The organism is Martinezella hainanensis, assembly GCF_900094555.1.
GTDB classification, from domain to species: domain Bacteria; phylum Pseudomonadota; class Alphaproteobacteria; order Rhizobiales; family Rhizobiaceae; genus Rhizobium; species Rhizobium hainanense.
In genome coordinates this window covers 1,267,575-1,293,433 of record NZ_FMAC01000001.1, presented here as the reverse complement: position 1 = coordinate 1,293,433, position 25,859 = coordinate 1,267,575, and the positions used below count along the sequence as shown (strand labels likewise).

The following is a 25,859-nucleotide window of genomic DNA, read 5'->3' as shown; positions in this document are numbered from 1 at the left end:
AGGGTGCGCCTGAGGAAGGAATGGCCTTCAAACCGGCGCGTCTCTGCGCTCTCTTTAGAAGGCCCCCATGTCAGTTAGGTAACGGGTCTTTTCATCTGTTTTTCAGTTTTGTCACATCGCCGTCAAACGAGGGTGCCGCCCGCCTCCTGCCGAATGGAAGCACTATACGCGGTTGCCACGCTGCTATAGATCGTTGCGAAAGGGATCAGATATGTCAGACGAACAAAGCCGCATCATCAAGCTCGAGGAAACGGTTGCCCATCAGGCGAAGACGATCGAGGAGCTGTCCGACCAGATTGCCGAACAATGGAAGGTGGTCGAGCAGACGCGGCAGAAGCTCGATCGGCTGACCGAGCGGTTTCTGACGCTGGAAGAGCAGTCTCTCGATGCGCCGGCCATCACCAAGCCGCCCCATTACTGAACACCATTTCTGAACAAGGCCGCCGCCTCGTTCACGTTTCAGTGTTACACGCGGCCGTTTGTAACATTGAGCCTCGCCTTCCCGTATCTCCTTCTGACCGAAGCGTTTAGAATGGCGGTCGAGAGGAGAGTGTCATGAAGACTTTATCGACAGATATGATCCGTATCGGTTCGGCGCGGGTTGCGCGCTTTGCCGGACTCACGGCAGCGTCGGTACTGGTTGCCGCCGTTGCCCTGCAATTTGCCGGCCGCGCATCGGCCGAGGATGCGCGGGTTATCCCGTCGCCGAGCGTGGACGAGAAGGTTCCTTCCGCCAATACGGAGACGGCCGTGCTTGCCGGCGGCTGTTTCTGGGGCGTCCAGGGCGTCTTCCAGCATGTCAACGGCGTGATCAGCGCCACATCGGGCTATACCGGCGGCAGCAAGGATGCGGCTCACTATGAGATGGTGAGCTCGGGCGATACCGGCCATGCCGAATCCGTGCGCATCGTCTTCGATCCGCACAAGATCAGCTATGGCCATCTGCTGCAGATCTATTTCTCTGTCGCCCATGATCCGACGGAGCTGAACTATCAGGGGCCTGATACCGGCACGCAATATCGCTCGGCGATCTTCCCGACCAGCCAGTCGCAAGCTGACATTGCCAAGGCCTATATCGACCAGCTCAACCACGCCAAGGCCTTCGATGCGGCTGTTGTCACCAAGATCGAGCCGGCGCGGCAATTCTATACCGCCGAGGATTATCATCAGGATTTCCTGACGACGCATCCGAGCTATCCCTATATCGTCATCAACGACCTGCCGAAGATCAAGAACCTGCAGCATCTCTTCCCTAAGGATTATCGCGCCGACCCGGTTCTGGTGACGGCAAGCGCGAGCGCGAAATGATGGTCCGCCTGACCGGCGAGCGATGCCCGCCGGTCAGGGCCGCCTTGCAAGAAATGCTCGTTACTCCCGGTGCGTCTGGTGTATTGCTGCCTCACCATACATTGATCGAGAGTGCGTTTCGTCATGATCGTCCGCGACCGGCCGAATCTCTTCCAGCTTTTCTTCATCGTTCGAGGGTCGATCATCCGGCGCATCCTGCCGCAGATCATCGCCATCTTCCTGCTGTCGGCCCTGATCGTCTGGGGGCATGAGGAGAAGCCGCACCTCATCGTCTCTTTCAACGGCTCGGCGCTGTCGCTGCTCGGCATCGCGCTTTCGATCTTCCTCGGCTTCCGCAACAATGCCTGTTATGACCGCTGGTGGGAGGGGCGTCGCGACTGGGGGCAACTCGTCCAACTCGCGCGCAGCTTCGCCCGGCAGACGCTGGTGCTGGAGGGCGCAGGCGAGGTGGGCGTCGAGGCGCGCAAGAACCTGCTGCGCCTGACCATGGCTTTCGCGCAGGCACTGGTCTGTCTTCTGCGTGAAGGCAGCGACGAGGGCAAGGTGCTGCGCCTGCTGACGCCAAGCGAAGCCGAATTCTATCATGTCGCCCAGAACCGGCCCGACCTTATTCTGCGACTGATGTCCGCCGATCTCGCACGGCTGAAGGCATCGGGTGCGATTTCGGATATCCAATATCAGATGCTGGATATCACCATCGGCCAGATGGGTGCGGCCCAGGCGGCCTGCGAGCGTCTGCGCAACACGCCGCTGCCCTTCGGCTATACGCTGCTCCTGCACCGCACCGCCTATCTCTTCTGCTTCCTGCTTCCTTTCGGCTATGTCGATACGCTCGGCTGGGGATCGCCTTTCGTGACGGCGCTGATCGCCTACACCTTCTTTGGTCTCGATGCGCTAGGCGACGAATTGGAAGACCCGTTCGGCCGGCGGCCCAATGCGCTCGCCATAGGTGCCCTTGCCGATACGATCGAGATCAATCTGCGCGAAGCGCTGGGCGAAACCGACCTGCCGCCGCTGCCACAGCCCAAAGATTTCCTGCTGATGTAAAAAAATCTGCAAAAATATTCGTCGGACGATGGAATAGAATCCGGAGTGCTTCCGTATATAGGTGTATGGAACGCAAAGGACGCACATTCGATGTTTTGGGGCAGCTCGGTTCGCTGAGACGTTACGCCCGCTCGCTTGTGCGCAATGCGGACGAGGCCGAGGATCTGGTGCATGATGCGCTGGTCAAGGCATATGAGCACAAGGCATCTTTCAGGCGCGACGGCAATCTGCGCACCTGGCTATTGTCGATCTTGCATAATGTGCATATCGACCGCCTGCGCCAGAACAAATCGCTGAACCGTCGCCATGAAGAGGCGGCGACCGAGCTGGAAACGGCATTGCCGGCATCGCAGGACCACACGGTGCGTTTGAGCCAGGTCCGCGAAGCCTTCTTCAGTCTGCCAGAGGAGCAGCGCGAGGCGCTGCATCTCGTGGCGATAGAGGATCTCTCCTATCAAGAGGCGGCTTCCGCTCTTGGCATTCCCGTCGGCACGCTGATGTCCCGCATTGCGCGGGCTCGTGCGAGCCTGCGTAATTTCGAGGAGGCTACCTCCAAGGTTTCACATCTCAGGCTTATCGAGGGAGGCGGCAATGAAAATCGTTGATCCGATCATCGATACCGATCTCGACGCCTATGTCGATGGCGAGCTGACACTCGCGCGCCGTGTCGAGGTGGAATCCTATCTCTCAGAGCATCCGGAGATCGCCGCCAAGGTGATGGCCGATATGAGCATCCGTGGCGAGCTGCGCATGGCGCTGGCCGGAGAAGGTCATGTGGTCCGTGCAGAAACTCGGGAGGCCGCGCGGCGGCTGGAGCGCGGACTGGTCTATGGCCGCATGCTGGGATCCTTCCAGCGGGTTGCCGCCATCGCCGTGCTCGTGACGACCGGCTGGGTCGCGCATACGTCCTTCGGCGCCTTTACGGCGAGCGAGGTCAGTGCGTCCACAAGGCCGCCGGCCTTCGTCGACGACGCGGTGCGCGCCTACAAGACGACCGCCGTGCGCGAAGAGATCAAGCCGCAATCGGCGGCCGCGAATTACAATCCGGAAGAAATCCGTGCTTCGACGGCGATCATATTGCCGGAACTGCCGGGCGACTGGCGTGTCACCGATGCACAAATCTATCCGTCCGAGTTCGGTCCGAGCATCGAAATGATGGTCGATGCCGGGGAAGACGGGCATTTATCACTGTTTGCTGTCCGCCCGGGCAATTTCGCCGTCCAGGACGTCAGTCACATCAAGCGTGACGATGTTCAGGCTGCTTACTGGCAGATCGGCGAAGTCGCCTATGCGCTGATCGGCAATGGCAAAGCGGGTCAGCTTGACGGCGATGCCGAAAAGCTTGCCCGCAGCCTCTACTAGTTTGGATTAAAGGAGAACGACCATGAACCCGACCAATCCGCGATACGGCTACGGAGCCGCCGCCGGCTCTCAGGCGCTCTTCGACGAGGGACTGCGCCGGCACATGCTGCGCGTCTACAACTACATGGGTATCGGCCTTGTCGTGACCGGCATCGTCGCGTTGATCGTCGGCACGACGCCGGCACTCTATGTGCCGATCTTCCAGAGCCCGCTGAAGTGGGTCGTGATGCTGGCGCCGCTCGCCTTCGTGTTCTTCTTCTCGTTCCGCATCCAGTCGATGTCGGCCAGCACGGCGCAGATGATGTTTTGGGCGTTCTGTGCGGTCATGGGCCTGTCGCTGGCCTCGGTCTTCCTGGTCTTCACCGGCACGAGTATTGCGCGCACCTTCTTCATCGCCGCGACGATGTTCGGTGCGACCAGCCTCTACGGCTACACGACCAAGCGTGACCTTTCGAACATCGGCTCGTTCCTGATGATGGGTCTGTTCGGCGTCATCATCGCCAGCATCGTCAATATCTTTCTGGGTTCGAGCGCGCTGCAGTTCGCCATCTCGGTGATCGGTATCGTCGTCTTCGTCGGCCTGACCGCCTGGGATACGCAGAACATCAAGGAACAGTATGCCGAAAACCATGATCAGGAATCGCAGCAGAAGCTCGCCGTCTTCGGTGCCCTGTCGCTCTACTTGAACTTCGTCAACATCTTCCAGCTGCTGCTGAATTTCACCGGCGAGCGGGAGTAGTCTGAAATTGCCTGCTTGAGCATGGTCTGAGCTAAAGGGCACTCCACGCCTTTGGTGATCATGCTCCGGTAATGCGTCTCCCTGGGGGCTTGTTGAGACGCATGACGCGCCTGCAGTATCTGCGCCGATACTGCAGGCGCAACTTTTTTGGGGGAGGCGGTAAACCAAGTTTACAGCAATCTTCGCCGCCAGGCGGCAAAGGGGGAAGGTGCCGGACCAAGAGAGCACCGTCTAAAGAAAAGGCCCGATAGCGCAGATCTGCTGCCATCGGGCCTTTCATCATTGGAGATATGCGGTTTCTCGTCCGTCATGGGACGAGCGTGGTCTTACCACTCGGCGACGCTGCCGTCCTCGTGGCGCCAGACCGGGTTGCGCCAGCGATGGCCTTCCTTGGCGCGCTCGATGACGTAGGCCTCGTCCACCTCGATACCGAGGCCCGGTCCCTGCGGGATCGAGACGAAGCCATCGGCATAGTGGAACACCTCCTTGTTGGAGATGTAGTCGAGGATGTCGTTGCCCTTGTTGTAGTGGATGCCGAGGCTCTGTTCCTGGATGAAGGCATTGTAGCTGACGGCGTCGACCTGAAGGCAGGCGGCAAGCGCGATCGGGCCGAGCGGGCAATGCGGCGCCAGCGCCACGTCATAAGCTTCCGCCATGGCTGCGATCTTGCGGCATTCGGTGATGCCGCCGGCATGGGATAGATCGGGCTGGAGAATGTCGACATAGCCGTCCGACAGCACCGACTTGAAATCCCAGCGCGAATAGAGGCGCTCACCCAAGGCAATCGGCGTCGAGCAATGGTTGGCGATTTCCTTCAGCGCCTCGCGGTTTTCCGACAGCACCGGTTCCTCGATAAAGAGCAGCTTGTAGGGCTCCAGCTCCTTGGCGAGAACCTTGGCCATCGGACGATGGACGCGGCCGTGGAAGTCGACGCCGATGCCGATATAGGGGCCGATCGCCTCGCGGATGGTGGCGATGGTCTCGACCGCCTTCTCCACCTTGTCGTAGGTGTCGACGATCTGCATTTCCTCGCAGCCGTTGAGCTTGATCGCCTTGAAGCCGCGGGCAACGACGTCCTTGGCATTTTTGGCGACGTCCGAGGGACGATCGCCGCCGATCCAGGAATAGACCTTGATCTTGTCGCGCACCTGGCCGCCGAGCAACGAATGGATCGGTTGTCCGAGTGCCTTGCCCTTGATGTCCCAGAGCGCCTGGTCGATGCCGGCAAGGGCCGACATGTGGACGGCGCCGCCGCGATAGAAACCGGCGCGATACATGACGGTCCAGTGATCCTCAATCAGGAAGGGGTCCTTGCCGATCAGATAATCTTCTAGCTCGTGCACGGCCGCCTGTACGGTGAGCGCGCGACCCTCGACCACGGGCTCACCCCAGCCGACAATGCCTTCATCGGTCTCGATCTTCAGGAACAGCCAGCGCGGGGGAACGATGTAGGTCGTCAGCTTGGTGATTTTCATGGGAATGATTCCGTTTGGCTTTGGGTTGCGTCAGCGGCGCGATGCCGCGGATCTCTGGGTTGCGGGATTTGTTTTCCGGCCTGCGTCCAGCTGCCGTTCGACGGCGAGATCGCGGGCGGCAAGATCGAGCATGCGGTGAGCGCAGTCACGCGCGGCGTCGCGATCGCGAAGGCGCAGCGCTTCGACAAGTTCACCGTGAACGGCGATCGCCTCGTCGCGGCTATGGGCAGCGACGTTGGAGGCGTGCAGCGCATATTTCAGGCCGGCATGCATGGCGCTGGAAAGACGGCGAAACACCTGGTTGTGACTGGCGCTGAGCAGCAGCTTGTGGAATGCCACGTCGGCTTCGGTAAAGCCCTCCGGATCATCGCCGCTGTCGCGCATCTGCTGCCACGTGCTCTCGAGATCGGCGATTTCGCGGGCCGTCGCCCGTTCCGCGGCATATTCGGCGGCGGCGGGTTCTATCGTGCGGCGGGCTTCAAGAATGGAGCCGAGAATGTCGAAATCGGCGATATAGGGTCCCATCCATTCCAGCACATCTTGGTCGAGGATGTTCCAGTCGTCCTTGTCGCAGACCGTGGTGCCGATGCGCGGCTTGCCGCGCACGAGACCCTTGGACTCCAGTACCTTGAGGGATTCACGAATAACCGTGCGGCTGACGCCATACATTTCGCAGAGATCGTTTTCACGCGGCAGGGTCGAACCGGAGGGGTAGCGTTCGGCGCAGATGTCTTCGGCGATCGCGGCAGTCACGTTTCTGCGCACGCGCGGACGGCGCGCCGGCTGAGCCGAGGAGCCATGCCCCTGTCTTTCGAGCGATTCCACCCTATCTCCTCCACACCGTTTCGCATGCTCTGCCTGAATCTTTCTCGACCGGAGACGAGCGGGACTTTCATGCGGGCGATGCCCGGCCACGTTTCGTGACCAACGTCGAAATGATCATACGATATTCATCATACATTGGCAATATCGTTGTATGATGATTTGAAAGACCTGCGCAATCGCCTTTTCAGGAACAAGCGGCTGGCGCAGCCGTTTTCCGGATTGACGCCGCATCTGTTACGGCGGCGTCGTCTTCGACGGATAGAAGGATTATGGTGTCGGTGCAGGTGGCGAGGCCGCTTGCCGCCGATCATCAGGGGGAGGCGAGCTTTGCTCCCCGAAGTTCATTCAACGACAAGGAGGACGACATGCAGATCAATCGCACAGGTTCGGCTCAATGGTCCGGCGGTTTGAAGGACGGCAAGGGTCAGATTTCGACGCAGAGCGGCGCGCTCAGTCACTATCCTTACGGTTTTGCCAGCCGCTTCGAAGGCGTTGCCGGCACCAATCCGGAAGAGCTGATCGGCGCGGCGCATGCCGGCTGCTTCACCATGGCCTTGTCGCTGATCCTCAATGAAGCCGGCTTCACCGCCGAAAGCATGGAGACGACGGCCAAGGTGACGCTTGAAAGCGTCGAAGGCGGCTTCGCCATCACCGCAATCCATTTGACGCTAACAGGCAAGGTGCCTGGCGCCGACGAAGCTACCTTCACCGAGCTTGCCAACAAGGCAAAGGCCGGTTGCCCGGTTTCCAAGGCGCTTGCTTCCGTTCCGATCTCTCTGGAAGTTCACGCCGCATAGGCTCGAAATCTCATGGTTCGACAGGCGCTTTGCGGGGCGAGGGGCCTGTCGAATGCCGCCTTATGATGGCAAAAGCGGTGTATTTTCGCTGGCCAATAGGTCTTACGAGCCTGCGTCTGCTGCAAGGTGTCGCTTCACGATCAAGGCCAGTGGAACCGTGTAGAAAAAGTGCGACATGAAGCCGCCGATAACGACCATCGGATCGAAATAGTTCGGATGATCCGCAGTCGCCACCATGATGGCAGCATGCATCACGATCCAGATCACGACGGCGTAGAACAATGCCACGAACGTCGCCTCGAAACCGCGCCGGCGGAAGTACGGCCAGATATAGGCAAAGGCGATGCCCCAGGCGAAGACGAAGGAGAAGTGGATTGCGGTGCCGAGAAAATACGCCGTCAATCCCAGGGATTCCTGCACCGCCTTGCCGAATACGAGGCCGGTGGCATTGCGGGGGATGCCCGCCAGCGGCATGAGCTGCTGGATGCCAACCCAGACGATCGCCTCATATATCCAGATCAGGATGCCGCCGGCGAGGCCCCCGATCACACCGGCTTTTATGGTCGCCCACAGGGCCGGTGTATCCGTGAGGCCTTCTCCCAGCTTCGTATCCCGACGGATCTCGTTATAATTGCTGCTCATGTTCGATTTTCCTCCCTGATTGCTCCACTCTCAAATTCATGCCTGACCATCCAAATTATGGATGGGCGTAAGGTCCTCTTTCGGAGGTTTTCTAACGGCGCGGGAAAATTTATCGGGAGCCTGACGGGGCCGATCATGACGGTCGGCTCCTACCATCGCATAATTGACGGCGCCTCGACATTTCGTCTCGCAGTCCGACTATTCATCGGACAAATAAAGAGGATGCCGTCGCAACACCAATTCAAACGGTCGGCAGTTTCATAAGTATTGGCTATATCGCGGCTTCGTAAAATTGCGGCCCGGCGACATCGACCAGTCTCGCCATGCGAAGGCGTGTTTTCGCGCATGCATCTGCAATCCCTCGCCGCTGCCTCGACCCAGGCTTGCTATAAAATATCCTGCGCGTGCGGCGGGTTTGGTATATAGTCGACGCCCGGGCATTGGGCTGTCATTTTCACTGAAATGCAGTGCTCAAGGGGAGGGGCGAATGTCTGGAATTCTTTTGATTCATGTCGTCATCAGTTTGATTGCCATCATCAGCGGTATTGTCGTGGCTCAGGGATTTCTCACGGCCAATCGCCACGACCGATCGACGCTCGTCTATATGCTTACGACTGCGCTCACCAGCCTGACGGGTTTCTTGTTCCCATTTCACGGGATCACGCCGGCGATCGTTGTCGGCATTCTCTGTCTTCTCATCTTCATACCGACGGCGCTGGCGCGCTACAGGTTTCATCTTGCCGGCATCTGGCGGTCGGTTTTCGTGGTCGGTGCGCTGGTGCTGCTCTTCTTCAATTGTCTGGTGCTGATCATTCAATCGTTCCAGAAGATACCGGCGCTCAACGCGCTGGCGCCTGCCGGTAACGAGCCGCCGATCCTCGCGGCGCAGGTGGCACTTTTGGTGGCCTGCCTGTTTGTCGGGTATTTCAGTATTCGCCGCTTCCGTCCGACGCTTTTGGGCGCCTGATCGGGCCTGCGACAAAATGCCGGACACTTTCAGCCCGATCCGCAAGGAGCGTTGTTGAAGGTTTAACTGTTGTTTCAAGTTGTTCGGCGCATCATCGGTTTATTCAGTAGCATCTCAAACGGCCTGCGGTTGTGGGTGGCTTATTGACATCGGCACTCTAATGGATTACGAGTGACGAAAATTTAAAATCGTCACTCGTAATCCATCAGGCCTTAGTCATGCTCGAGCTTCACGATGTCAACGCCGATCCTGCCCGCCAGGAAAACATCGCCCGCATTCTCGATGCCGCCGAAAAGCTGTTTCGCCACTACGGCTACAGCAAGACGAACGTAGCCGACATCGCACGCGATCTCGGCATGTCGACGGCGAATATCTACCGATTCTTCGGCTCCAAGACGGAAATCCATCAGGCTATCTGTGGGCGCATGCTCGGCCAGAGCTACCAGATGGCGCTTGCCATCCGCAATCAACCGATCAGCGCGACCGAACGGCTGCGGGCCTATACCATGGCCCAATACAAGATGACGATGGAGGCCATGCTCGACGAGCAGAAGGTTCACGAGATGGTCGTTGTCGCCATCGAGCGTGATTGGCACGTTATCGAAAAACATATCGACCGCATCCATGATCTGATCGCAGAGATCATCGCGGAGGGCATTGCCGCCGGCGAGTTCGTCGAGCAGGACCCCTATGTCGCGTCCAAATGCTTCGGTGCGGCGACCATCAATCTCTGTCACCCGCAGATGGTGGCCCAGTGCCTCGCCAAGACAAACCGGGCCGAGCCCGAGGATCTCATCGAATTCGCCATCAGGGCTTTGAAGAAATAGCAATGCGCGCACCGGATGCCCGGCGTGTTCCCACTCTTTGTTCGACTTTAGGAGAGCGACATGGTTTCGCTGACGACCAACACTCTACGAGCCGCTGCCGGTGCGGTTCTTCTTTCCGCCTTGGGGCTTGGGCTTTCGGGCTGCAATGAGAAGAAGGAAGAGACGGCGGAGGTGATCCGGCCGGTCAAGGTCGTCGAGATCGCTCAGGCCGATACGACGCGCAAGCTCGACTATTCCGGTGCCGTGCGTGCGCGGACGGAGATGAATCTCGGCTTTCGCGTGAACGGCAAGATCGTCGAGCGCAAGGTGGATATCGGCCAAAGGGTAAAGCCCGGTGATGTGGTCGCCCGCATGGATGCAACCGATTATGTTCTCGCCGTGCGCCGTTCGCAGGCCGATCTGGATGCGGCTGAAAAGCAGGTGCAGACGACCGAGCTTGCCCGCAATCGCGCGCAGACGCTTTTCGACAAGAATGTCACCTCCAAGTCGCAACTCGAGCAGGCCGAGCTTTCCTATGAGCAGGCCGTTTCGACGCGCGATTCCGCAGCGTCGGCATTGACCGAAGCCAAGAACCAGGTTGCCTATGCCGACCTGACCTCCGACATGAATGGTATCGTGACTGCGATCAACGCCGATGTCGGCCAGGTGGTCAGTTCCGGTACAGCCGTCATCACCGTTGCCGTCGATGGCGAGAAGGAAGTGCAGGTCGCTGTCCCGGAAATGGACATCGCCCAGTTCAAGGTCGGCAAGGATGTCAAGGCGCGCTTCTGGTCCGATGCGGCCCTCGTACTGGATGGAAAGGTGCGGGAAGTGTCCGGCAGTGCCGATCAGTCGCGCACTTTCGCCGTGCGTGTGAGCGTACCGAACGATCCGCGCGTTCTGCTTGGCATGACCGCGACGATCGAGGCGCTTGCCGACAATACCCAGCCCTATGTTTCCATTCCGCTGAGCGCCCTGGCGCAGAAGGATGGGCAGCAGATCGTCTGGCTCGTCGACCGCAGCGCCGGTACCGTGCATTCGCGTGCCATCAAGGTCGCCGATTTCGCCGATGACGGCGTGCGCGTAGCTGATGGTCTCAAGACCGGCGACGTCGTCGTTGCCGCAGGGACCCAGTTCATGAGCGAAAACATGAAGGTCAAGCTTTCAGGCGCCGCAGCCCAGCAGGCCTCCGCAGAAACCAAAGCCGCCTCGGCGGATATCGTACGCTGACCCGGATCGAGGGGACGACACCATGTCCATCAATAGTACCTCCGACGAGAGGAAGCGTTTCAACCTGTCGCGTTGGGCAATTGCCCATCCAAGCATTGCGCGCTTTCTGTTCGGGCTCATCATCATCGCCGGTGCACTCGGCCTGACCCATATGGGCCAGAAGGAAGACCCGGATTTCACCTTCCGCGTCATGGTCGTGCAGACCGTCTGGCCCGGTGCTTCCCTGCAGGACATGGAAGACCAGGTGGTCAACAAGATCGAGCGCAAGCTGCAGGAAACGCCGCATCTCGATTGGGTCAAATCCTATACACGTGCCGGCTTTGCCATCACCACCATCCAGATCAAGGGCGATACCAATACCGCAGAGGTGAAGGACGCGTTCTATCAGATCCGCAAGAAGGTCGGCGATATCGGCAACGAGCTGCCGTCCGGCCTGCTCGGCCCTTATTTCAATGATGAATTCGGCGATACCTTCATCACGCTGCATTCGATCAGCGGCGATGGCTACAGCTATCCTGAGCTGAAGAAATTCGCCATTCAGGCCCGTGACATGCTGCTCTCGACGCCCGGCGTCGAGAAGGCGACCATCATCGGCGATCAGGCGGAGCAGATCTATATCGATGTCTCTTCCAAGGTTCTGGCCGAGCGCGGACTGACGCTCACTGACCTGAAGAACGCCATCGTCGGTCAGAACAACGTCGATCCGGCCGGCACCGTCGATACCAGCATCCGCTCGGTGCGCATCTCGGTCGAGGGCGACGTCAACAAGATCGAGGATATCAAGAACCTTCGGCTCACCGCCGGTGGCCAGGTGACGCGCCTTGGCGATATCGCCACGGTCACCGCCGGGCTGCAGGACCCCTACACCGCCAAGTTCCTCTATAACGGTCATCCAAGCGTGCAGCTCGGCGTCGTCATGGCGCCAGGCTTCAAGGTGACCGATGTCGGCAAGTCGGTTGAGGAAACCTACAAGCGCTTCGAAGCCTCGCTGCCGGTCGGCGTTCAGGTCGATCAGATCGCCAACCAGCCCGACGTCGTCACGGATGCGATCAGCGAATTCATGCATGCGCTTGGCGAAGCTCTCGTCATCGTGCTGATCGTCTCCTTCCTGTCGATCGGCTGGCGCTCGGGTCTGGTGATCGCGATCGCCATTCCGTTGGTCCTCGCAGCAACGTTTGCCATCATGTACGAATTCGGCATCGACCTGCAGCGCATTTCGCTCGGTGCTCTTATCATCGCGCTCGGCTTGCTGGTCGACGATGCCATGATCGTGGTGGAACTCATGGAGCGCAAGCTTGAGGAAGGGCTGATCAAGCTCGATGCAGCAAGCTTCGCCTATTCTTCGACCGCATTCCCGATGCTGACCGGCACGTTGATCACGACGGCCGGCTTCATTCCCGTCGGCTTTGCAGCGTCGACCGCCGGCGAATATGTCCGCACGCTCTTCTACGTCGTCGGCATCGCGCTCGTAGTTTCCTGGTTCGTCGCGGTCTATTTCACGCCATGGCTCGGCTACATGATCCTCAAGCAGCGCCATCATGCCGGCGAGCATCATGACGTGTTCGATACGCGCTTCTACCGCCGTCTGCATTCCTCGGTCGCTTGGGCCGTGCGCCACCGCGTCATCGTGTTGCTTCTGACGCTCGCCGCCTTCGTCGGCAGCCTCTGGTCCTTCCAGTTCATTCCGCAGAACTTCTTCCCGCAGTCCTCGCGCCCGGAAATCCTCGTCGATCTCTGGCTGCCAGAGGGCACCAGCATCAAGGAAGTCGAGCGCCAGGCCCAGGCACTGGAAGCCCGCATGGCCGATGATCCCGACAAGCGTTTCATCGCCACCTATATCGGCCAGGGCGCGCCGCGCTTCTTCCTGCCGCTCGATCAGCAGCTGACGAACCCGAACTATGCACAGATGCTGGTCATGGCCAAGGATGAGCCGGCTCGCGAGCGGCTGATCACCAAGATGCGTGGCATACTGGCCAACGATTTCCCATCCGTTCGCGGCAAGGTCGATCGCCTGTTCCTCGGCCCGCCGACGGGCTGGCCCGTACAGCTGCGCATCATGGGGCCGGATCGTCAGGAGGTTCGCCATATTGCCGACGAGGTGAAGCAACGCTTTGTCCAGAATCCGTTGCTCGGTGCCATCCATGACGACTGGCTTGAGCCGGTGCCGGCCATGAAGCTGGTGATCGATCAGGATCGCGCCCGTGCTCTCGGCGTCACCTCGCAGCGCATTCGCCAGATGCTTCAGGCCTCGATGTCGGGCGTCACTCTCGACAACTATCGCGAGGGTGAGGAAACCGTTGGAATCGTTGCCCGCGAGCCGGAAGAAAGCCGTCATCTGCTGACGTCGGTAAACTCGGTATATATCCCGACGGATAGCGGTGGCTTCGTGCCGCTGTCACAGGTCGCCAAGATCGTGCCTGTCATGGAGCAGAGCATAGAATGGCGCCGTGACCGCCTGCCGACAATCAGCGTGCGGGCGACCCTGCCCGACAATGTGCAGTCGAACGACGTGACCGCCAAGCTCTACAACGACATGGCTGATCTGAGGAACAGCCTGCCGGCCGGCTACAAGATCGAGATCCAGGGGGGAGCCGAAGACAGCGCCGAAAGCCAGGCCTCGATCGCCGCCAAGGCGCCGATCATGCTTGTCATCATCGTCGTGCTGCTAATGGCGCAGCTGCAGCACTTCGGCAAGGCGATGCTGGTGCTCGCCACCGGGCCGCTCGGCATCATCGGCGCGGCCGCGGCTCTGCTCATCAGCGGTGCGCCCTTCGGCTTCGTCGCGATCCTGGGCGTCATCGCACTGCTCGGCATCATCATCCGCAACTCGATCATTCTCGTCGACCAGATCGACCAGGATATCGCGGCGGGCATGGACCGGAAGGAAGCGATCATCGGCTCGGCCGTGCGTCGTTTCCGGCCGATCACGCTGACCGCGCTGACGGCCGTGCTGGCGCTGATCCCGATCTCGCGCGGCGTCTTCTGGGGGCCGCTCGCCTATGCGATGATGGGCGGTATTCTGGTTGCGACCGTACTGACGATCTTCGTGCTGCCCGCCGGCTACGCCCTGTTCTTCGGTCGCGAGCCCAAGAACAGGTCGGCGGCGCCGCCAGCCAAACAGCAGGCTGACGAGGAAGAACAGAATACGATCCAACTGCCGCCGGCCGTGGCGGCGGAGTGAGGCGCCTGAAAGAAGAAAACCCCGGCCTGAGGCCGGGGTTTTCTTTTGAGCCGTTAGAGCATTCCCGCTTTTCTTCGAATCGCCAAAACGTCCTTTCTTTTTATTTCCCAACGCATTCCGGACGGAAAACCGCTACGCACTTTTCCTGGAAATGCTTTAGATAGACGGCAGGATCGTCTGCTTACCTTCGGTGATCTTGAGGATCGTCAGCGTTCCACCCATGGAAACGGCCGTATCGATACCGATGCGGCTTAGACCAAAAACGGGATGCGAGCCCGGCGTGTGGCCGTGGACCACCAGCAGCGGCAATTGCGGTCCGACCGACAGGAACGGCTCGCGAATCCACATCAGATCTTCGTCCGTCTGTTCACTTAAAGGAAGGCCTGGCTTGATGCCGGCATGGACGAAGAGTGTCGAACCGAAAGTGACAGCTATAGCCAGCGAACGCAGCAGATCGATATGCGCTGCCGGCATCACCCTTAGCACCGTGTCACGCAACTCCCCGACGCTATAACCGAGATCGAAAAGCATATGCCGGGCATCGATGCCGTAGGATGCGAGCGTCGGCAAGGCGCCGAACTCCAGCCAATGGATGTTGGCATCGGGATCGTCCAGAAAACGAAGGAAGACATCGTCGTGATTGCCGCAAAGCGCATAGCGATCGAAACCTTCGGGCGGCGGTGCGCTAAGATGCGCCAGGACATCGCCGGAACGTGGGCCACGATCGACATAATCGCCGAGATACATCAACAGCTTTCGGCCGGGAAGGCTGCGGGCATCCGCGATGATGCGCCTTTCGGCCTCCACCATCTCGTCGTAGCAGCCATGGATGTCGCTCAGGGCATAGATTGCTGTGTAATCACGTCCGGTGAGATCGATACGGTCTCGTTGATGCTGCATGAAATCGACCGTTTCCTGCCGGATCGTGCCTGAATGGCCGCGGCAGCCCAATTGCTTGACATGGTGTCGAGAAACCCGCCTTTGGCGAGCTTATATGGGACGGTATTCCAAGCATCGGTTTGCTGCAAGTCTTACGGGCACAGGCATTGGTCTGAACCGTTGAAGTTTCAGAAAGATTCGGCATCATCTTTGGGAGGTCGCACCTTGTGCAACCTCCCGAATGGTTATGCCGCTCAGCCGCGATAGGCAGCTTCGAGCCCGGCAATGTCGAGCTTGACCATTCCCATCAGAGCTTGCATGACGCGGGCGGCCTTGGTCGGGTCTGGATCGGCGATATATTTGCCGAGCACCGTCGGTACGACCTGCCAGGAGACGCCGTAGCGGTCCGTCACCCACCCGCATTCCACCGGCGCGCCGCCATCGGTAAGGCCTTCCCAGAGGCGGTCGACCTCGGCTTGATCGATGCAATCTATCTCCAGCGAGATTGCATGATTGAACTCGATGCGGCTGCCGCCGTTCAGCGCCATGAAGCGTTGGCCGGCAAGCGTGAAGTTCACGACCAGAACCTCATCGGGCTTGCCTGCGGGCGTGTCGACGACGTTCTTCTGAACGTGATCGATCCGGGAGCCGGGGAAGAGTGAGACATAGAAATTCGCTGCTTCCTCCGCTTCTTTTGCAAACCACAGGCATGGGGCAATCTTGGACATTGGGTACTCCTCTCTCCGATTGAATGCCCTTAGGACGAAGGAGGGGCGGCAGGGCCGACAGGGTGGCGAAAATTTTTTCGAGTCCATACCGGCCGCCGGCCATTATACGAGGCGGCCGCCGCCATCGATGTGCAAGACCTCTCCCGTCACGAAGCGGTTCGTCATCAGGAAGAGGATGGCCTCAGCGATATCCTCCGGCCGGCCGATATTGCGGCTCGGCAGCGTCGAGGCGGTTTGTTCGAGGACCTGCCGCTTGGCATCGCCCATCAGGCCATCGAGCAGCGGAGTATCCACCCATCCCGGCGAAACCGCGTTGATGCGCATCGGCGACAGTTCAATGGCAAGGGCACGGACCGTACTTTCGACCGCGGCGACGGCAGCCGCCACAACGGCACCGATGGCGGCCGGGCGGAAGGCGAATTGCCCGGAGGTCATGGTAATCGAGCTTGCAGAATGAAGAAGCGGAAGAGCAGCCTTGATGGCGAGCAACGGCCCGATCAGGCGTTCGCTCACGACCTTCGAGAGATCCGCTTCCGACTGATCCTTGAGCGACTGCAGGTGAACGGTGCCGGCCGTGATCAGCAGATGGTCGATCCTTTCGATCCCTGCGAACATCGTGGGTTGTGGGGCGGCAATGTCTGCGACGATCTGGGTCGCGCCGCCGATCGCTTCCGCAGCTTCGCGAAGACGCTGCGGATTGCGGGATAGTAGAAAGAGATTCGCGCCGGCGTCCTTGGCCTGCCTGGCGGTTGCCAGGCCAATGCCCGAAGAGCCGCCGATGATGACGACATTCTGCCCCTGGAACGATTGAGGCTGCGTGTTGCCCGTATGAATGGTGCTGGTCTGCAAGACTGGTTCTCCGGTTGGATTGTTAACCGGTCCGAAGATCGTTGATCGGCATATGCTTTGGAAGGAAGCGAATGGCGATGTCATTTATCGTAAAAGGCGATAGAATGTCGTCATGGACATGCTTTCCGCCATGCGCATCTTCATCCGCGTCGTCGAGCGCAGCAGCCTTTCAGCCGCCGCGCGCGATCTCGGCCTCGGCCAGCCCACCGTCAGCGAACGCGTCGAGAAGCTGGAAAAGCATTTGGGCGCGCGGCTCCTCTACCGCACGACCCGTTCGGTGCAGGCGACCGATGCCGGCGCGCGCTTCTACGACTATGCCAAGCGTGCCATCGAGGCAGCCGAGGAGGCAGAGGCTTCTGTCGCCGCGGCCGAGACGTCGCTCACCGGAACCTTTCGGATCGCGGCGCCGCATGGGCTGGGCGAGATGACCTTGCCGCGGTTGCTCATCGAATTCCAGACACTGCATCCGGCCCTGGCGATCGACGTAACCCTGAATGATCGCTTCGTCGATCCAATGACCGAAGGCGTTGATCTCTCGATCCGCATCGGCGAGATCGGCAGCGGCAACTTCATCGCCCGCCGGTTGGGGACGATGCGCCGGCTCATGCTGGCCGCTCCCGGCTACCTCGAGCGACACGGGCAGCCGCGCGAACCGGCAGAACTTGCGGCGCATCCCTTCATCCGGGTCGCCGGTTTCGCGGCGGATGAGCGACTGCAACTGATCGGTTCCGACGGCGGGACGGTGGAAGCGCCGATCCGCACCGCATGGCGTGTCAATCACTGGCGGCCGCTCATGGAGGCAGTGCTGGCGGAAAGAGGGATAGGCGCATTGTTCGTTGCCGTCTGTGGCCGGGAGATCGCCGAAGGAAGGCTGGTTTCCGTGCTGCCTTCCCATGAGTTCAGGCGTGTGGATGTCCACGCCATCTATCCGCCGGGGCCGCGCCCCGCGGCGAGGACGAAGGCCTTCCTTTCGCTGCTTGCCGAGCGCGCCGACGAGCTCTTTGGCGAGACGCCAGCGGCCTAAGGCTCCTAGCGGCTGGCTGCGAGTCTTTCGGCGAATTCGATCGCTTCGATCAGGCTGCGTTCATTGGCGATGCCTTTGCCGGCGATGTCGAAGGCGGTGCCGTGGTCGACGGAGGTGCGCACGATCGGCAGGCCGAGCGTGATGTTGACGCCGGAAAGATCCATCCATTTTCCCGTCGCCGGATCGATTTCGAAGCCGAGCAGCTTCACTGGGATATGGCCCTGATCGTGATACATGGCGACGACGGCGTCATATTGGCCGGCGCGCAGCTTGACGAAGACGGTGTCGCCGGGAACGGGGCCGACGATATCGAGCCCGTCGGAAACAGCCTTGGCGATGGTCGGCGCGGAGATATCGGTATCCTGCCGGCCGAAGAGGCCGCCTTCGCCGGCATGCGGATTGAGCGCCGCAACGGCAATCTTCGGGCTGGCGATGCCGAGATTCTTGAGCGCCTTGTCGGTGAGGTCGATGACGAGACGCAGCCGCTCCGGCGTCAGGCGCTTCGGCACGTCCTCCAGCGCGACATGGGTGGTGACGTGGCTGACGCGCATGTTGCCATGGGCGAGCATCATGACAGAGCCGCGCGCGCCTGTGAGTTCCGCCAGCAGCTCGGTATGGCCGGCATAGTGGAAGCCGGCCTTGTTCAGCGCTTCCTTGTTGAGCGGCGCGGTGACGATGCCGCCGATCTTGCCGGATAGCGCCAGCTGGACACCCTTCTCGATCGCCTTGAAGGCCATGCGGCCGCCATCGGCGGAAAGTTTTCCTGGCAGGATCGGTTCGCCCTCGGCATCGGCCTGGATGAAGCAGAGGTTCGGCCAGTCGCCATCCATCTCAGCTTCGGGGATTTCGATATCGAGGCCGAGCTGCTTTTCGGCGAGCCGCAGAGTGGGGCCGCTGCCGATGATCGTTAGTTTCAACTTACCTTCGTCGATCCGATCCTTGAGGCGGGCTGCGGCCTTGACGATGATTTCCGGGCCGATGCCGGCGGGATCGCCCATGGTGATTGCGAGATGTCGCGTCATGGTTCTTCTCCTCCGGCAATCAGCCCGTTTTCACTCAAGAGATCGCGCCACAGCGTCGGGCCGCCAAAGGCGCCCGATTTGGAGATGACCGTCGTGCCTGCCCAAGGGCCGCCGACGATCGTCGAGCGCGGCAGGCCGGGTGCCGCCTGGCCGGTGATGCTGAGGGCCGATACGTCCAGCGCCGAGCAGAGATTGCGCAGCGTCTCGCCGCCGGCGACGATCAATGTGCCCGGTGCCGGCAGCTCCCTGGCCATGGCGCCGAAACTCGCTGCGATCCGCCTTGCGGCATCATCGCGCTCCAGCCCGTCCGGCAGGTCGAGGCTGACCATGGCGATGCCGCTTTGCTGGATCTGGTGATCGACGGCATCGGCATCGACGCCTTCCGCAAGCTTCAGCCAGTTGGGTCCGCAGGCCTGGAGTTGCGCCAGGGTGATGGGCTGATCAGAGCCGAACAGGCCGAGCACCGGCCTTTGTAGTTTGCGCGAGATCGGGACAGCGGGCGTCGGGCGACATTCCCCAGCGCTCTTTTGCGCGCGGGTCAGATGATGCGTTGCGCGGTCGATATTTCGTGCCAGAGCGCGGGCGAGGCCGCCGGTGCCGCTCCAGAGGACTGGTCCCTCCAGCTCAGACGATACCCATGCGATGATCGCATCCAGATCGTCGTCCGTGTGCGCGTCGAAGACATGGATGCCATCCGGAATGTCGGCCGTTCCGGTGCTGTCGAGCGTCGTGTTGAAGGCCGGCAATCTCTCGGCGCGCAGATGGGTGACGAGATCGCCGCTGACATCGCGCCAGGCATCCTTGCCGGCATAAAGCACCTGCCGTCCGCCCCGCGTGTGTCGCCCATGATGCGGAAAGGCCGGCGCGAGGATGCAGTGCCGCCAGTGACCGAGCCGGAAGCAGGCTGCGAGCTCCACCGCCCAGGGGCCGCGAAACAGGCTGTCCACCTTCTTGAAGGCGAGATCGGCGCCCTCCAGCAGCGGCGCGATGCCGCCGACGATCGCCTCCGCCTCGGCTGCCGTTTTCTCGCGGGTGCCGCTGTCGATCGCAAGGCAATCCGGCAGGTCCTTGGAAAGCGCGTCGCTGCGCTCCACGTCGATCGGCCCGTAGACGCCGACGAATTCGACGGCGGTATCGAGCGCGCCGGTCAAGTCATCGGCAATGAGGCGGAGGGTGGGCATAAGCTTCGGGAGCCTTCAGCGGCCTTGCGGGTATCGGATATGAACATGAAAGCCAAGGCCTTGCGGCTGCTCGGGCGACGCGCAATCTTCAGCCTTCCGTGAAGGATGTCAACGGGTTGCTTTGTCACCGAGTCATGTCGGGCCATCGCCTATGAGCTCGCTGTCGCACAACCCCTTCCGCCATTGGAGCAGGCGATTGCATATGAAACAAAAAGCGCCCCTCACCCCAGCCCTCTCCCCGTTTTGACGGGGAGAGGGGGCGATCCCGCCAAGCCCCTTCGCCCTGTCCTGAGCCTGTCGAAGGGGCGCGGAGAAGGTGGACTCGAACAGTTGAGCGAAGCGAAACTGTGAGAGGACGGATGAGGGGCAACCTGTCCCTATGCAACTGCCTGCCATTTCATCCATCCGGGCTGCGACCTCAGCCCGCGTTTACTCACTGGCGCATATGCGCATATGCTTGTATCTGAACGACGCGGCGGTGCTTCGGCCGCTTCAAGGAGGGCAGGGTGAGCTACGATTTCCATGTGGGCCAGAAGGTCGTCTGCATCGACGACAAATTCAAGCATGTCAGCATCGATCAGCTGATCCGCAAGGGGACGATCTACACCATCCGCTGGGTCGGCGAATACACGCATTATGTCGACGGCACCTTCATCGGCGTCAAGCTGGAAGAGATCCATCGCGGCGATGATGACGGGCCGGAAGGCTATGGCGCCGCCGACATGCCCTATCGCGCCAGCCGCTTCCGCCCGCTGGTCAAGGACAAGATCGCTTCGCTCAGAAAGCTGCTGGCGCCGACGCCGGATGCGCCGGTCGAGCCGAAGGTCAAGACCAAGAAGACGGAAAAGGTCTGAGTGCAGGCAGGCGGGTAGCCTCGATTAACCCTGACGCGCCCGCGCAAGCCCGTGCTCGATCAGGCGGCTGACAAGCTCTGGATAGGAAATGCCCGAGGCGCCCATGGCCTTGGGATACATGCTGATATTGGTGAAGCCGGGCATGGTGTTGATCTCGTTGATGACGACGGTCTGATCCGGCCGCACAAAGAAATCGACGCGCGCCAGCCCTTCGCAGCCGAGCGCCCGAAAACCATCCGCCGCCATGCGCTTCAACACCTCCGCCGTCTCGGCCGGAATATCCGCCGGCACGGTGACGATGGCGCCGTTCTGATCGAGATATTTCGCCTCGTAGGAATAGAAACCGTGGGTCGCCGCCGTGGCGATCTCGCCCGGCACGGAGACGAAGAGCGTGCCATCAGGCTGCTCCAGCACCGCATATTCGATCTCGCGGGCGCGCACGAATTCCTCCACCAGCACCTTGCGGTCATGCCGGAAGGCTTCGGCAAGCGCTCTCTCGAAGGCTGCGGCATCCTGCACCTTGCTGACCCCGACAGACGAGCCCTGGCGCGTGGGCTTGACGAAGACGGGCGAGCCGAGCGTGCTCACGATCTCATCGAAATCAGGCTTGTCGCCGCGCAGAAGTGTGACGGAGCGGGCCACCGGCAGGCCGGCCTCGCGCAGCAGGCGTTTTGCCATGTCCTTGTCGATCGCATTGGCTGAGCCGAGAATGCCGCAGCCGACGAGGGGCAGGCCGACGATCTGGGCGAGGCCCTGAATGGAGCCATCCTCGCCGTTCAGCCCATGCAGCACCGGAAACAGCACATCGACCGCAGGCAGCTCGCGCGCGCTTGAGCCTTCCAACGCCAGCAGCCGGCCCTTGCCGCCCGGCACGAGGCAGACTTCCGTGCCCTCATAGGCAATCGGCTCCGGCAGCACGCCGCCCTTTTCCTCCACCAGCAGCCAGAGCCCGCCGCGATCGATCAGGATCGGCACGATCTCATATTTCGTACCATCGATCGCCCTCACGACATTGCGGGCCGACATGACGGAAACCTCATGCTCGCTGGACTGACCGCCAAACAGAACGGCGACGCGTAGTTTCGACATTGAGGGGTGCTCTCCCGGGGCAGGATGGATGTGATGGATGGGAGGGTTTAAACGGGGGATTGCAGCGGAATTGGGGAGGGTGGTGCTAACCGAGAGCTTAACAGATGGGCGAACCTTGGGCTGTCGCTCGCAAAACTTGCGATTGTTTGCAAAATAACTCATCACATGGTGGCATTTACTAATCCAAGCTTCTTCTCGAAGGGGGTAACCATGCGCATACCGATCGTAGCCTTTGTCTCTATGGCCGTTTCGGTTCAGGCCTCCGTTGCTCTGGCATATTGCAATGAGCCCTCTGCGCCGTCATGTGCGGACAGGTACGGAGCATTTGATGATGAGTGGGAGTTCAGCCGTTGCAAAAGTGAGATGGAGACCTACAAGTCTGATGTTGAGACTTTTCTGTCTTGTACCAAGCGTGAAGCCGAAGCAGCCAGCGATAAGGCGATATCGGAGTACAATGATGCCGTTGAAAGCTTCAATCGACGCGCCGGGCGATAAGTTCTAATGCAAGCTTGGGAACATTATCTCATGTCTTCCAGAGTTCCAGTTTGAGAGCGGTTTCATTACGTTGGATTGCGCGAAGTCTTTCCGAAACAGCAAAAACAGTGATCCGAGCTGTTCACAATTGGGAAAGGCTAAATCCGATTGCGAAGTCTGGTTGGTTCAGGGCTATTGATGGTCGTTGAAGCGTTGATGCTATTTAACTTTTCTACGACGAAGCGGACTTTGTCACGGCCTTGCACTCGTCCAACCACAGCGTGATACCAGGGCATAAATGTGTTCGCCCAAAGCTTGATATCGGAAATGATGTATAAAAGCTCAGTGGTCCCAAAAGCCTTGGTACCCAACGAATAGCCAATATCCAACAGAGCCTCTGATTCTCCCATGTTTGTGCCAACCAACCATGAAACGTTAGACTTCTCGCCAAGAATATATGGGATGCAAATCGCTTCGAAATCTTGACAATCCAAATGCGTTAACGCTTGCCCGTATCCGATCTTCAACAATAGCTGACCGAATTCTTTTGGCTGATGTCTGAAACCCACCGCCGGCTTAAAACCATATTTTCGTTCGAATTGTTCTTGTCTGTTAGAGTCGGCAATAGCGGACATCTTCCAAAATGGTAAGGTGTCAAAAGTCTCATTAAGCCCGAGAAGAATTCCTGCCGGTGGCATGTGGTAGAACGCAAATATCGCTGGCACCTCTTCGTTCGGTACGGCCTGGAATCGACCAATATTTTCGCCGTCAGGTACAATCTGCGTCTTTCCTTTCCTTTTCTTGCGACGGGAGGTCGCGCCGAAACTCTGTCTAGCCTGTCCCCAAAGTTCACGCGCAATCTTCAATTCAACCTTCGATGTGATTTTGGCGCAATGATCACAGCTTGCGTCTCGGAGGACATGATTTCCGCCGAGGGAGTAGGGAACAATGTGTTCGTCGGTTAATCGCACCCCTTCGGCTCTGCAGTAAATGCAGTAACCTCTTGAAGAATAGAAAGTCGGACCGTGAGACATGAAGACCGTAAGGTTCTGAGTCTGCCTAATTTTAACAAGTTCGCCGTCTCTTGGTAAGTTTTAGTGACAGATTATTATTTGCTTCGCAATTCGTAAGCATGTTCGATGTCAGAGCGCTTGATAGGCTGGGCCGCTTTCAAAACCATACGTCAGTGTCCGCTCTGGTGTATCAAGCAACGGCTGCAAAAGCTCTATAAACACTAATTTCCTGGGGAAAAACTGGTGCTGCTAGAGAGATTTGAACTCTCGGCCTCTCCCTTACCAAGGGAGTGCTCTACCCCTGAGCTATAGCAGCATTCCGTGGCGCGGTGTGGTGCGCCGTATTGGGCGAGGCGGCTATTGCCATAGGTGGAGGCCGAGTGCAAGTCGCAAATTGCAAGTTCTGTGAAAGATCGTTGGAAAAAATGTGTCGGTCTTTTGAAGGCCGGGGTTTTCGGTTATGGGAAAACCATGGCTGCGGACAAGACGAAAATCGATGAAGGGCAGGCTTTGCAGGGCGGTTTGGCGTCCGGTGGGGCCGGTGACGGCGCCGGCGGCGAGGCGGGCGGGCCCGTGGGCGGCAGGCAGGTGACGGAAGCGGACCGGCGGCGGGAGCGGGCGGCGCAGAAGCTGCGCGAGAACCTGTCGCGGCGCAAGCAGCAGGTACGGGCGCGCCGCGCCGGCCAGGCGGACGAAACGGATGGTTTGCCGGCTGCAAAGGCTGGGGATAGCGAAAATCCCGCCGCAAAAAGGGACGAATCGCAATGATTGATGTCGTCCATCATCAAACGAATTGATGCGTTAATCTATTTCGTCTAAAGAGCGCGTTTTACCAGGTGCACGAAACCTGGCGCCCGCGACTTCAAGGCGCCCGGGACTATCAGGAAAGGCGGGCCTCGCCCGTATTGCTTATATGGATCGTATCAGGATTGTCGGCGGCAATGAGCTTAACGGTATCATTCCGATCTCCGGCGCCAAGAATGCCGCCCTGCCGCTGATGATCGCCTCGCTTCTGACCAGCGATACCCTGACGCTCGAAAACGTGCCGCATCTGGCCGATGTCGAGCTCCTGATGCGCATCCTCGGCAATCACGGCGTCGATGTTGCCGTCAACGGCCGGCGCGAGCGCCAGGAAGACGGCTATTCCCGCACGATCCATTTCACCTGCCGCACCATCGTCGATACCACGGCCCCTTACGAGCTGGTTGCCAAGATGCGCGCGAGCTTCTGGGTCATCGGGCCGCTGCTTGCCCGCGAGGGCCAGGCGCGCGTGTCGCTGCCCGGCGGCTGCGCCATCGGCACGCGCCCGGTCGATCTCTTCATCGAAGGCCTGCAGGCGCTCGGCGCCACCATGGAAATCGACGCCGGCTATATCAACGCCACCGCGCCGAAGGGCGGCCTCATCGGCGCCCGATATGATTTCCCGAAGGTTTCCGTCGGCGCGACGCATGTGCTGATGATGGCCGCGACGCTTGCCCGCGGCACCACGATTATCGGCAATGCGGCCCGCGAGCCCGAGATCGTCGATCTCGCCAATTGCCTGATCGCCATGGGCGCAAAGATTTCCGGCGCCGGCACCAGCACGATCACCATCGATGGCGTCACCTCGCTCTCCGGCGCCCGCCACCGCGTGCTGCCGGACCGTATCGAGACCGGCACCTATGCCATGGCCGTCGCCATGGCCGGCGGCGACGTCACGCTTGAAAATACCGATGTCGCGCTGCTCGACACCGCGCTCGAAAGCCTGCGCCGCGCCGGCGCTGTGATTTCGCCGACCAACAACGGCATCCGCGTCATGCGCAATGGCGGCGGCATCCAGCCGGTCGACGTCGTCACCGATCCGTTCCCAGGCTTCCCGACCGACCTGCAGGCGCAGTTCATGGCGCTGATGACCCGCTCTTCGGGCGTCTCGCACATCACCGAGACCATCTTCGAAAATCGCTTCATGCACGTGCAGGAGCTTGCCCGCCTCGGCGCGAAGATCTCTCTGTCAGGCCAGACGGCCCGGGTCGAGGGCGTGCAGAAGCTGAAGGGCGCGCCGGTTATGGCGACCGACCTTCGCGCCTCCGTCTCGCTCGTCATCGCCGGCCTTGCCGCCGAGGGCGAGACGCTGGTTTCGCGCATCTATCACCTCGATCGCGGCTTCGAGCGGCTGGAAGACAAGCTGACGCGCTGCGGCGCCGTCGTCGAGCGTATCAGCGACTAAGGCGTGTCGCGATATCGCGGAATTACTTAGAAGTTTTGCGAATGCCACTGTCGCAAAGCCGCGACAGAATTTTGTCGGGCATGTCTCAATTCCGTCAGATGACGCCAAGAGAGCGGGCAAGCCCGTTTTCTTCGGTTGCGTCTTTTGCGCTCGCATTTTAT

At 60.1% G+C, this 25,859-nt stretch carries 26 protein-coding genes, 1 tRNA gene and 1 pseudogene; 16 read left to right on the top strand and 12 right to left on the bottom strand.

Features of this window, described 5'->3' with window-relative positions; all coding sequences use genetic code 11:
* The first annotated feature begins 211 nt into the window (after positions 1–211).
* The 6 genes from GA0061100_RS06275 (at position 212) to GA0061100_RS06250 (ending at position 4,456) form a co-directional block, all read left to right on the top strand.
* The gene (locus tag GA0061100_RS06275) at positions 212–421 is read left to right on the top strand and encodes a SlyX family protein (protein ID WP_075851798.1); all 210 of its coding nucleotides are present in this window, start codon (positions 212–214) and stop codon (positions 419–421) included.
* 134 nt (positions 422–555) lie between these two features.
* Positions 556–1,308, top strand: coding sequence for a peptide-methionine (S)-S-oxide reductase MsrA (gene msrA, locus GA0061100_RS06270; RefSeq protein ID WP_075851797.1), 753 nt, complete (start codon positions 556–558; stop codon positions 1,306–1,308).
* 123 nt (positions 1,309–1,431) lie between these two features.
* Positions 1,432–2,355: a bestrophin family protein gene (locus GA0061100_RS06265; RefSeq protein ID WP_075851796.1), complete on the top strand. Its 924-nt coding sequence runs from the start codon at positions 1,432–1,434 to the stop codon at positions 2,353–2,355.
* A 65-nt stretch (positions 2,356–2,420) separates the two neighbouring features.
* Positions 2,421–2,960 carry a sigma-70 family RNA polymerase sigma factor gene (locus GA0061100_RS06260; RefSeq protein ID WP_075851795.1) on the top strand — a complete coding sequence of 180 codons (540 nt, stop codon included), beginning with the start codon at positions 2,421–2,423 and terminating at the stop codon, positions 2,958–2,960.
* The gene (locus tag GA0061100_RS06255; RefSeq protein WP_075851794.1) at positions 2,947–3,717 is read left to right on the top strand and encodes an anti-sigma factor family protein; all 771 of its coding nucleotides are present in this window, start codon (positions 2,947–2,949) and stop codon (positions 3,715–3,717) included. The genes GA0061100_RS06260 and GA0061100_RS06255 overlap by 14 nt, the downstream gene beginning before the upstream one ends.
* Positions 3,718–3,739: 22 nt before the next feature.
* Complete coding sequence (locus tag GA0061100_RS06250) at positions 3,740–4,456, top strand: Bax inhibitor-1/YccA family protein (RefSeq protein WP_075851793.1); 717 nt, start codon at positions 3,740–3,742, stop codon at positions 4,454–4,456.
* Between the two features lie 326 nt (positions 4,457–4,782).
* On the opposite strand, the gene dgoD is transcribed toward GA0061100_RS06250, so the two are convergent.
* Both dgoD and GA0061100_RS06240 read right to left on the bottom strand, forming a co-directional pair.
* The gene (gene dgoD / locus GA0061100_RS06245; RefSeq protein ID WP_075851791.1) at positions 4,783–5,931 is read right to left on the bottom strand and encodes a galactonate dehydratase; all 1,149 of its coding nucleotides are present in this window, start codon (positions 5,929–5,931) and stop codon (positions 4,783–4,785) included.
* A 30-nt stretch (positions 5,932–5,961) separates the two neighbouring features.
* On the bottom strand, positions 5,962–6,756 hold the full coding sequence (locus GA0061100_RS06240; RefSeq protein WP_075851790.1) for a FadR/GntR family transcriptional regulator: 795 nt from the start codon (positions 6,754–6,756) through the stop codon (positions 5,962–5,964).
* A gap of 365 nt (positions 6,757–7,121) precedes the next feature.
* On the opposite strand from GA0061100_RS06240, the gene GA0061100_RS06235 reads away from it, so the two are divergent.
* Positions 7,122–7,553: an OsmC family protein gene (locus GA0061100_RS06235; protein ID WP_075851931.1), complete on the top strand. Its 432-nt coding sequence runs from the start codon at positions 7,122–7,124 to the stop codon at positions 7,551–7,553.
* A 102-nt stretch (positions 7,554–7,655) separates the two neighbouring features.
* On the opposite strand, the gene GA0061100_RS06230 is transcribed toward GA0061100_RS06235, so the two are convergent.
* Positions 7,656–8,195: a hypothetical protein gene (locus tag GA0061100_RS06230; RefSeq protein WP_075851788.1), complete on the bottom strand. Its 540-nt coding sequence runs from the start codon at positions 8,193–8,195 to the stop codon at positions 7,656–7,658.
* A gap of 487 nt (positions 8,196–8,682) precedes the next feature.
* On the opposite strand from GA0061100_RS06230, the gene GA0061100_RS06225 reads away from it, so the two are divergent.
* From GA0061100_RS06225 to GA0061100_RS06210, 4 genes are all read left to right on the top strand, one after another.
* Positions 8,683–9,162: a hypothetical protein gene (locus GA0061100_RS06225; RefSeq protein ID WP_075851787.1), complete on the top strand. Its 480-nt coding sequence runs from the start codon at positions 8,683–8,685 to the stop codon at positions 9,160–9,162.
* Between the two features lie 218 nt (positions 9,163–9,380).
* Positions 9,381–9,989 carry a TetR/AcrR family transcriptional regulator gene (locus GA0061100_RS06220; RefSeq protein ID WP_075851785.1) on the top strand — a complete coding sequence of 203 codons (609 nt, stop codon included), beginning with the start codon at positions 9,381–9,383 and terminating at the stop codon, positions 9,987–9,989.
* 60 nt (positions 9,990–10,049) lie between these two features.
* Positions 10,050–11,198 (top strand): efflux RND transporter periplasmic adaptor subunit, encoded by a 1,149-nt coding sequence (locus GA0061100_RS06215; protein WP_075851784.1) that lies wholly within the window; start codon positions 10,050–10,052, stop codon positions 11,196–11,198.
* Positions 11,199–11,220: 22 nt separating this feature from the next.
* Positions 11,221–14,379 (top strand): efflux RND transporter permease subunit, encoded by a 3,159-nt coding sequence (locus tag GA0061100_RS06210; protein WP_075851783.1) that lies wholly within the window; start codon positions 11,221–11,223, stop codon positions 14,377–14,379.
* 156 nt (positions 14,380–14,535) lie between these two features.
* Here GA0061100_RS06210 and GA0061100_RS06205 read toward each other — a convergent pair whose 3' ends face one another.
* From GA0061100_RS06205 to GA0061100_RS06195, 3 genes are all read right to left on the bottom strand, one after another.
* Complete coding sequence (locus tag GA0061100_RS06205; protein WP_075851930.1) at positions 14,536–15,279, bottom strand: metallophosphoesterase family protein; 744 nt, start codon at positions 15,277–15,279, stop codon at positions 14,536–14,538.
* A gap of 233 nt (positions 15,280–15,512) precedes the next feature.
* The gene (locus GA0061100_RS06200; protein ID WP_075851782.1) at positions 15,513–15,986 is read right to left on the bottom strand and encodes a VOC family protein; all 474 of its coding nucleotides are present in this window, start codon (positions 15,984–15,986) and stop codon (positions 15,513–15,515) included.
* 102 nt (positions 15,987–16,088) lie between these two features.
* Positions 16,089–16,835 carry an SDR family oxidoreductase gene (locus GA0061100_RS06195; RefSeq protein WP_075851781.1) on the bottom strand — a complete coding sequence of 249 codons (747 nt, stop codon included), beginning with the start codon at positions 16,833–16,835 and terminating at the stop codon, positions 16,089–16,091.
* 112 nt (positions 16,836–16,947) lie between these two features.
* Here GA0061100_RS06195 and GA0061100_RS06190 point away from each other — a divergent pair, with 112 nt between their 5' ends.
* Entirely contained in the window at positions 16,948–17,859 is a 912-nt protein-coding gene (locus GA0061100_RS06190; protein WP_075851780.1) for a LysR family transcriptional regulator, read from the top strand.
* A gap of 5 nt (positions 17,860–17,864) precedes the next feature.
* On the opposite strand, the gene pdxA is transcribed toward GA0061100_RS06190, so the two are convergent.
* A complete protein-coding gene (gene pdxA / locus GA0061100_RS06185) occupies positions 17,865–18,881 on the bottom strand; it encodes a 4-hydroxythreonine-4-phosphate dehydrogenase PdxA (RefSeq protein WP_075851779.1) in 1,017 nt (338 codons plus the stop codon).
* Positions 18,878–20,062 carry a four-carbon acid sugar kinase family protein gene (locus tag GA0061100_RS06180; protein ID WP_075851778.1) on the bottom strand — a complete coding sequence of 395 codons (1,185 nt, stop codon included), beginning with the start codon at positions 20,060–20,062 and terminating at the stop codon, positions 18,878–18,880. Before GA0061100_RS06180 ends, pdxA begins: the two co-directional genes overlap by 4 nt.
* 506 nt (positions 20,063–20,568) lie before the next feature.
* Between GA0061100_RS06180 and GA0061100_RS06170 the strand changes: the two genes are divergently transcribed.
* Complete coding sequence (locus GA0061100_RS06170; protein ID WP_075851775.1) at positions 20,569–20,916, top strand: CAP-Gly domain-containing protein; 348 nt, start codon at positions 20,569–20,571, stop codon at positions 20,914–20,916.
* A gap of 24 nt (positions 20,917–20,940) precedes the next feature.
* On the opposite strand, the gene GA0061100_RS06165 is transcribed toward GA0061100_RS06170, so the two are convergent.
* Positions 20,941–22,005: a D-alanine--D-alanine ligase family protein gene (locus tag GA0061100_RS06165; RefSeq protein WP_075851773.1), complete on the bottom strand. Its 1,065-nt coding sequence runs from the start codon at positions 22,003–22,005 to the stop codon at positions 20,941–20,943.
* A gap of 210 nt (positions 22,006–22,215) precedes the next feature.
* Between GA0061100_RS06165 and GA0061100_RS06160 the strand changes: the two genes are divergently transcribed.
* Positions 22,216–22,500: a hypothetical protein gene (locus GA0061100_RS06160; RefSeq protein ID WP_143525383.1), complete on the top strand. Its 285-nt coding sequence runs from the start codon at positions 22,216–22,218 to the stop codon at positions 22,498–22,500.
* Between the two features lie 137 nt (positions 22,501–22,637).
* Here the strand turns inward: GA0061100_RS06160 and GA0061100_RS06155 are convergent, their stop codons facing one another.
* From GA0061100_RS06155 to GA0061100_RS06150, 3 genes and pseudogenes are all read right to left on the bottom strand, one after another.
* Positions 22,638–23,345, bottom strand: a complete 708-nt coding sequence (locus GA0061100_RS06155) for a hypothetical protein (RefSeq protein WP_244557765.1) — start codon at positions 23,343–23,345, stop codon at positions 22,638–22,640.
* 27 nt (positions 23,346–23,372) lie between these two features.
* Positions 23,373–23,513 (bottom strand): annotated as a pseudogene (locus GA0061100_RS35525) (HNH endonuclease); the annotation flags it as partial.
* Positions 23,514–23,733: 220 nt separating this feature from the next.
* Positions 23,734–23,808: transfer RNA gene (locus GA0061100_RS06150), tRNA-Thr, on the bottom strand.
* Positions 23,809–23,963: 155 nt separating this feature from the next.
* On the opposite strand from GA0061100_RS06150, the gene GA0061100_RS06145 reads away from it, so the two are divergent.
* Complete coding sequence (locus GA0061100_RS06145) at positions 23,964–24,260, top strand: hypothetical protein (RefSeq protein ID WP_244557764.1); 297 nt, start codon at positions 23,964–23,966, stop codon at positions 24,258–24,260.
* 145 nt (positions 24,261–24,405) lie between these two features.
* Positions 24,406–25,698 carry a UDP-N-acetylglucosamine 1-carboxyvinyltransferase gene (gene murA, locus GA0061100_RS06140; RefSeq protein ID WP_075851769.1) on the top strand — a complete coding sequence of 431 codons (1,293 nt, stop codon included), beginning with the start codon at positions 24,406–24,408 and terminating at the stop codon, positions 25,696–25,698.
* The last annotated feature ends 161 nt before the right edge of the window (positions 25,699–25,859 follow it).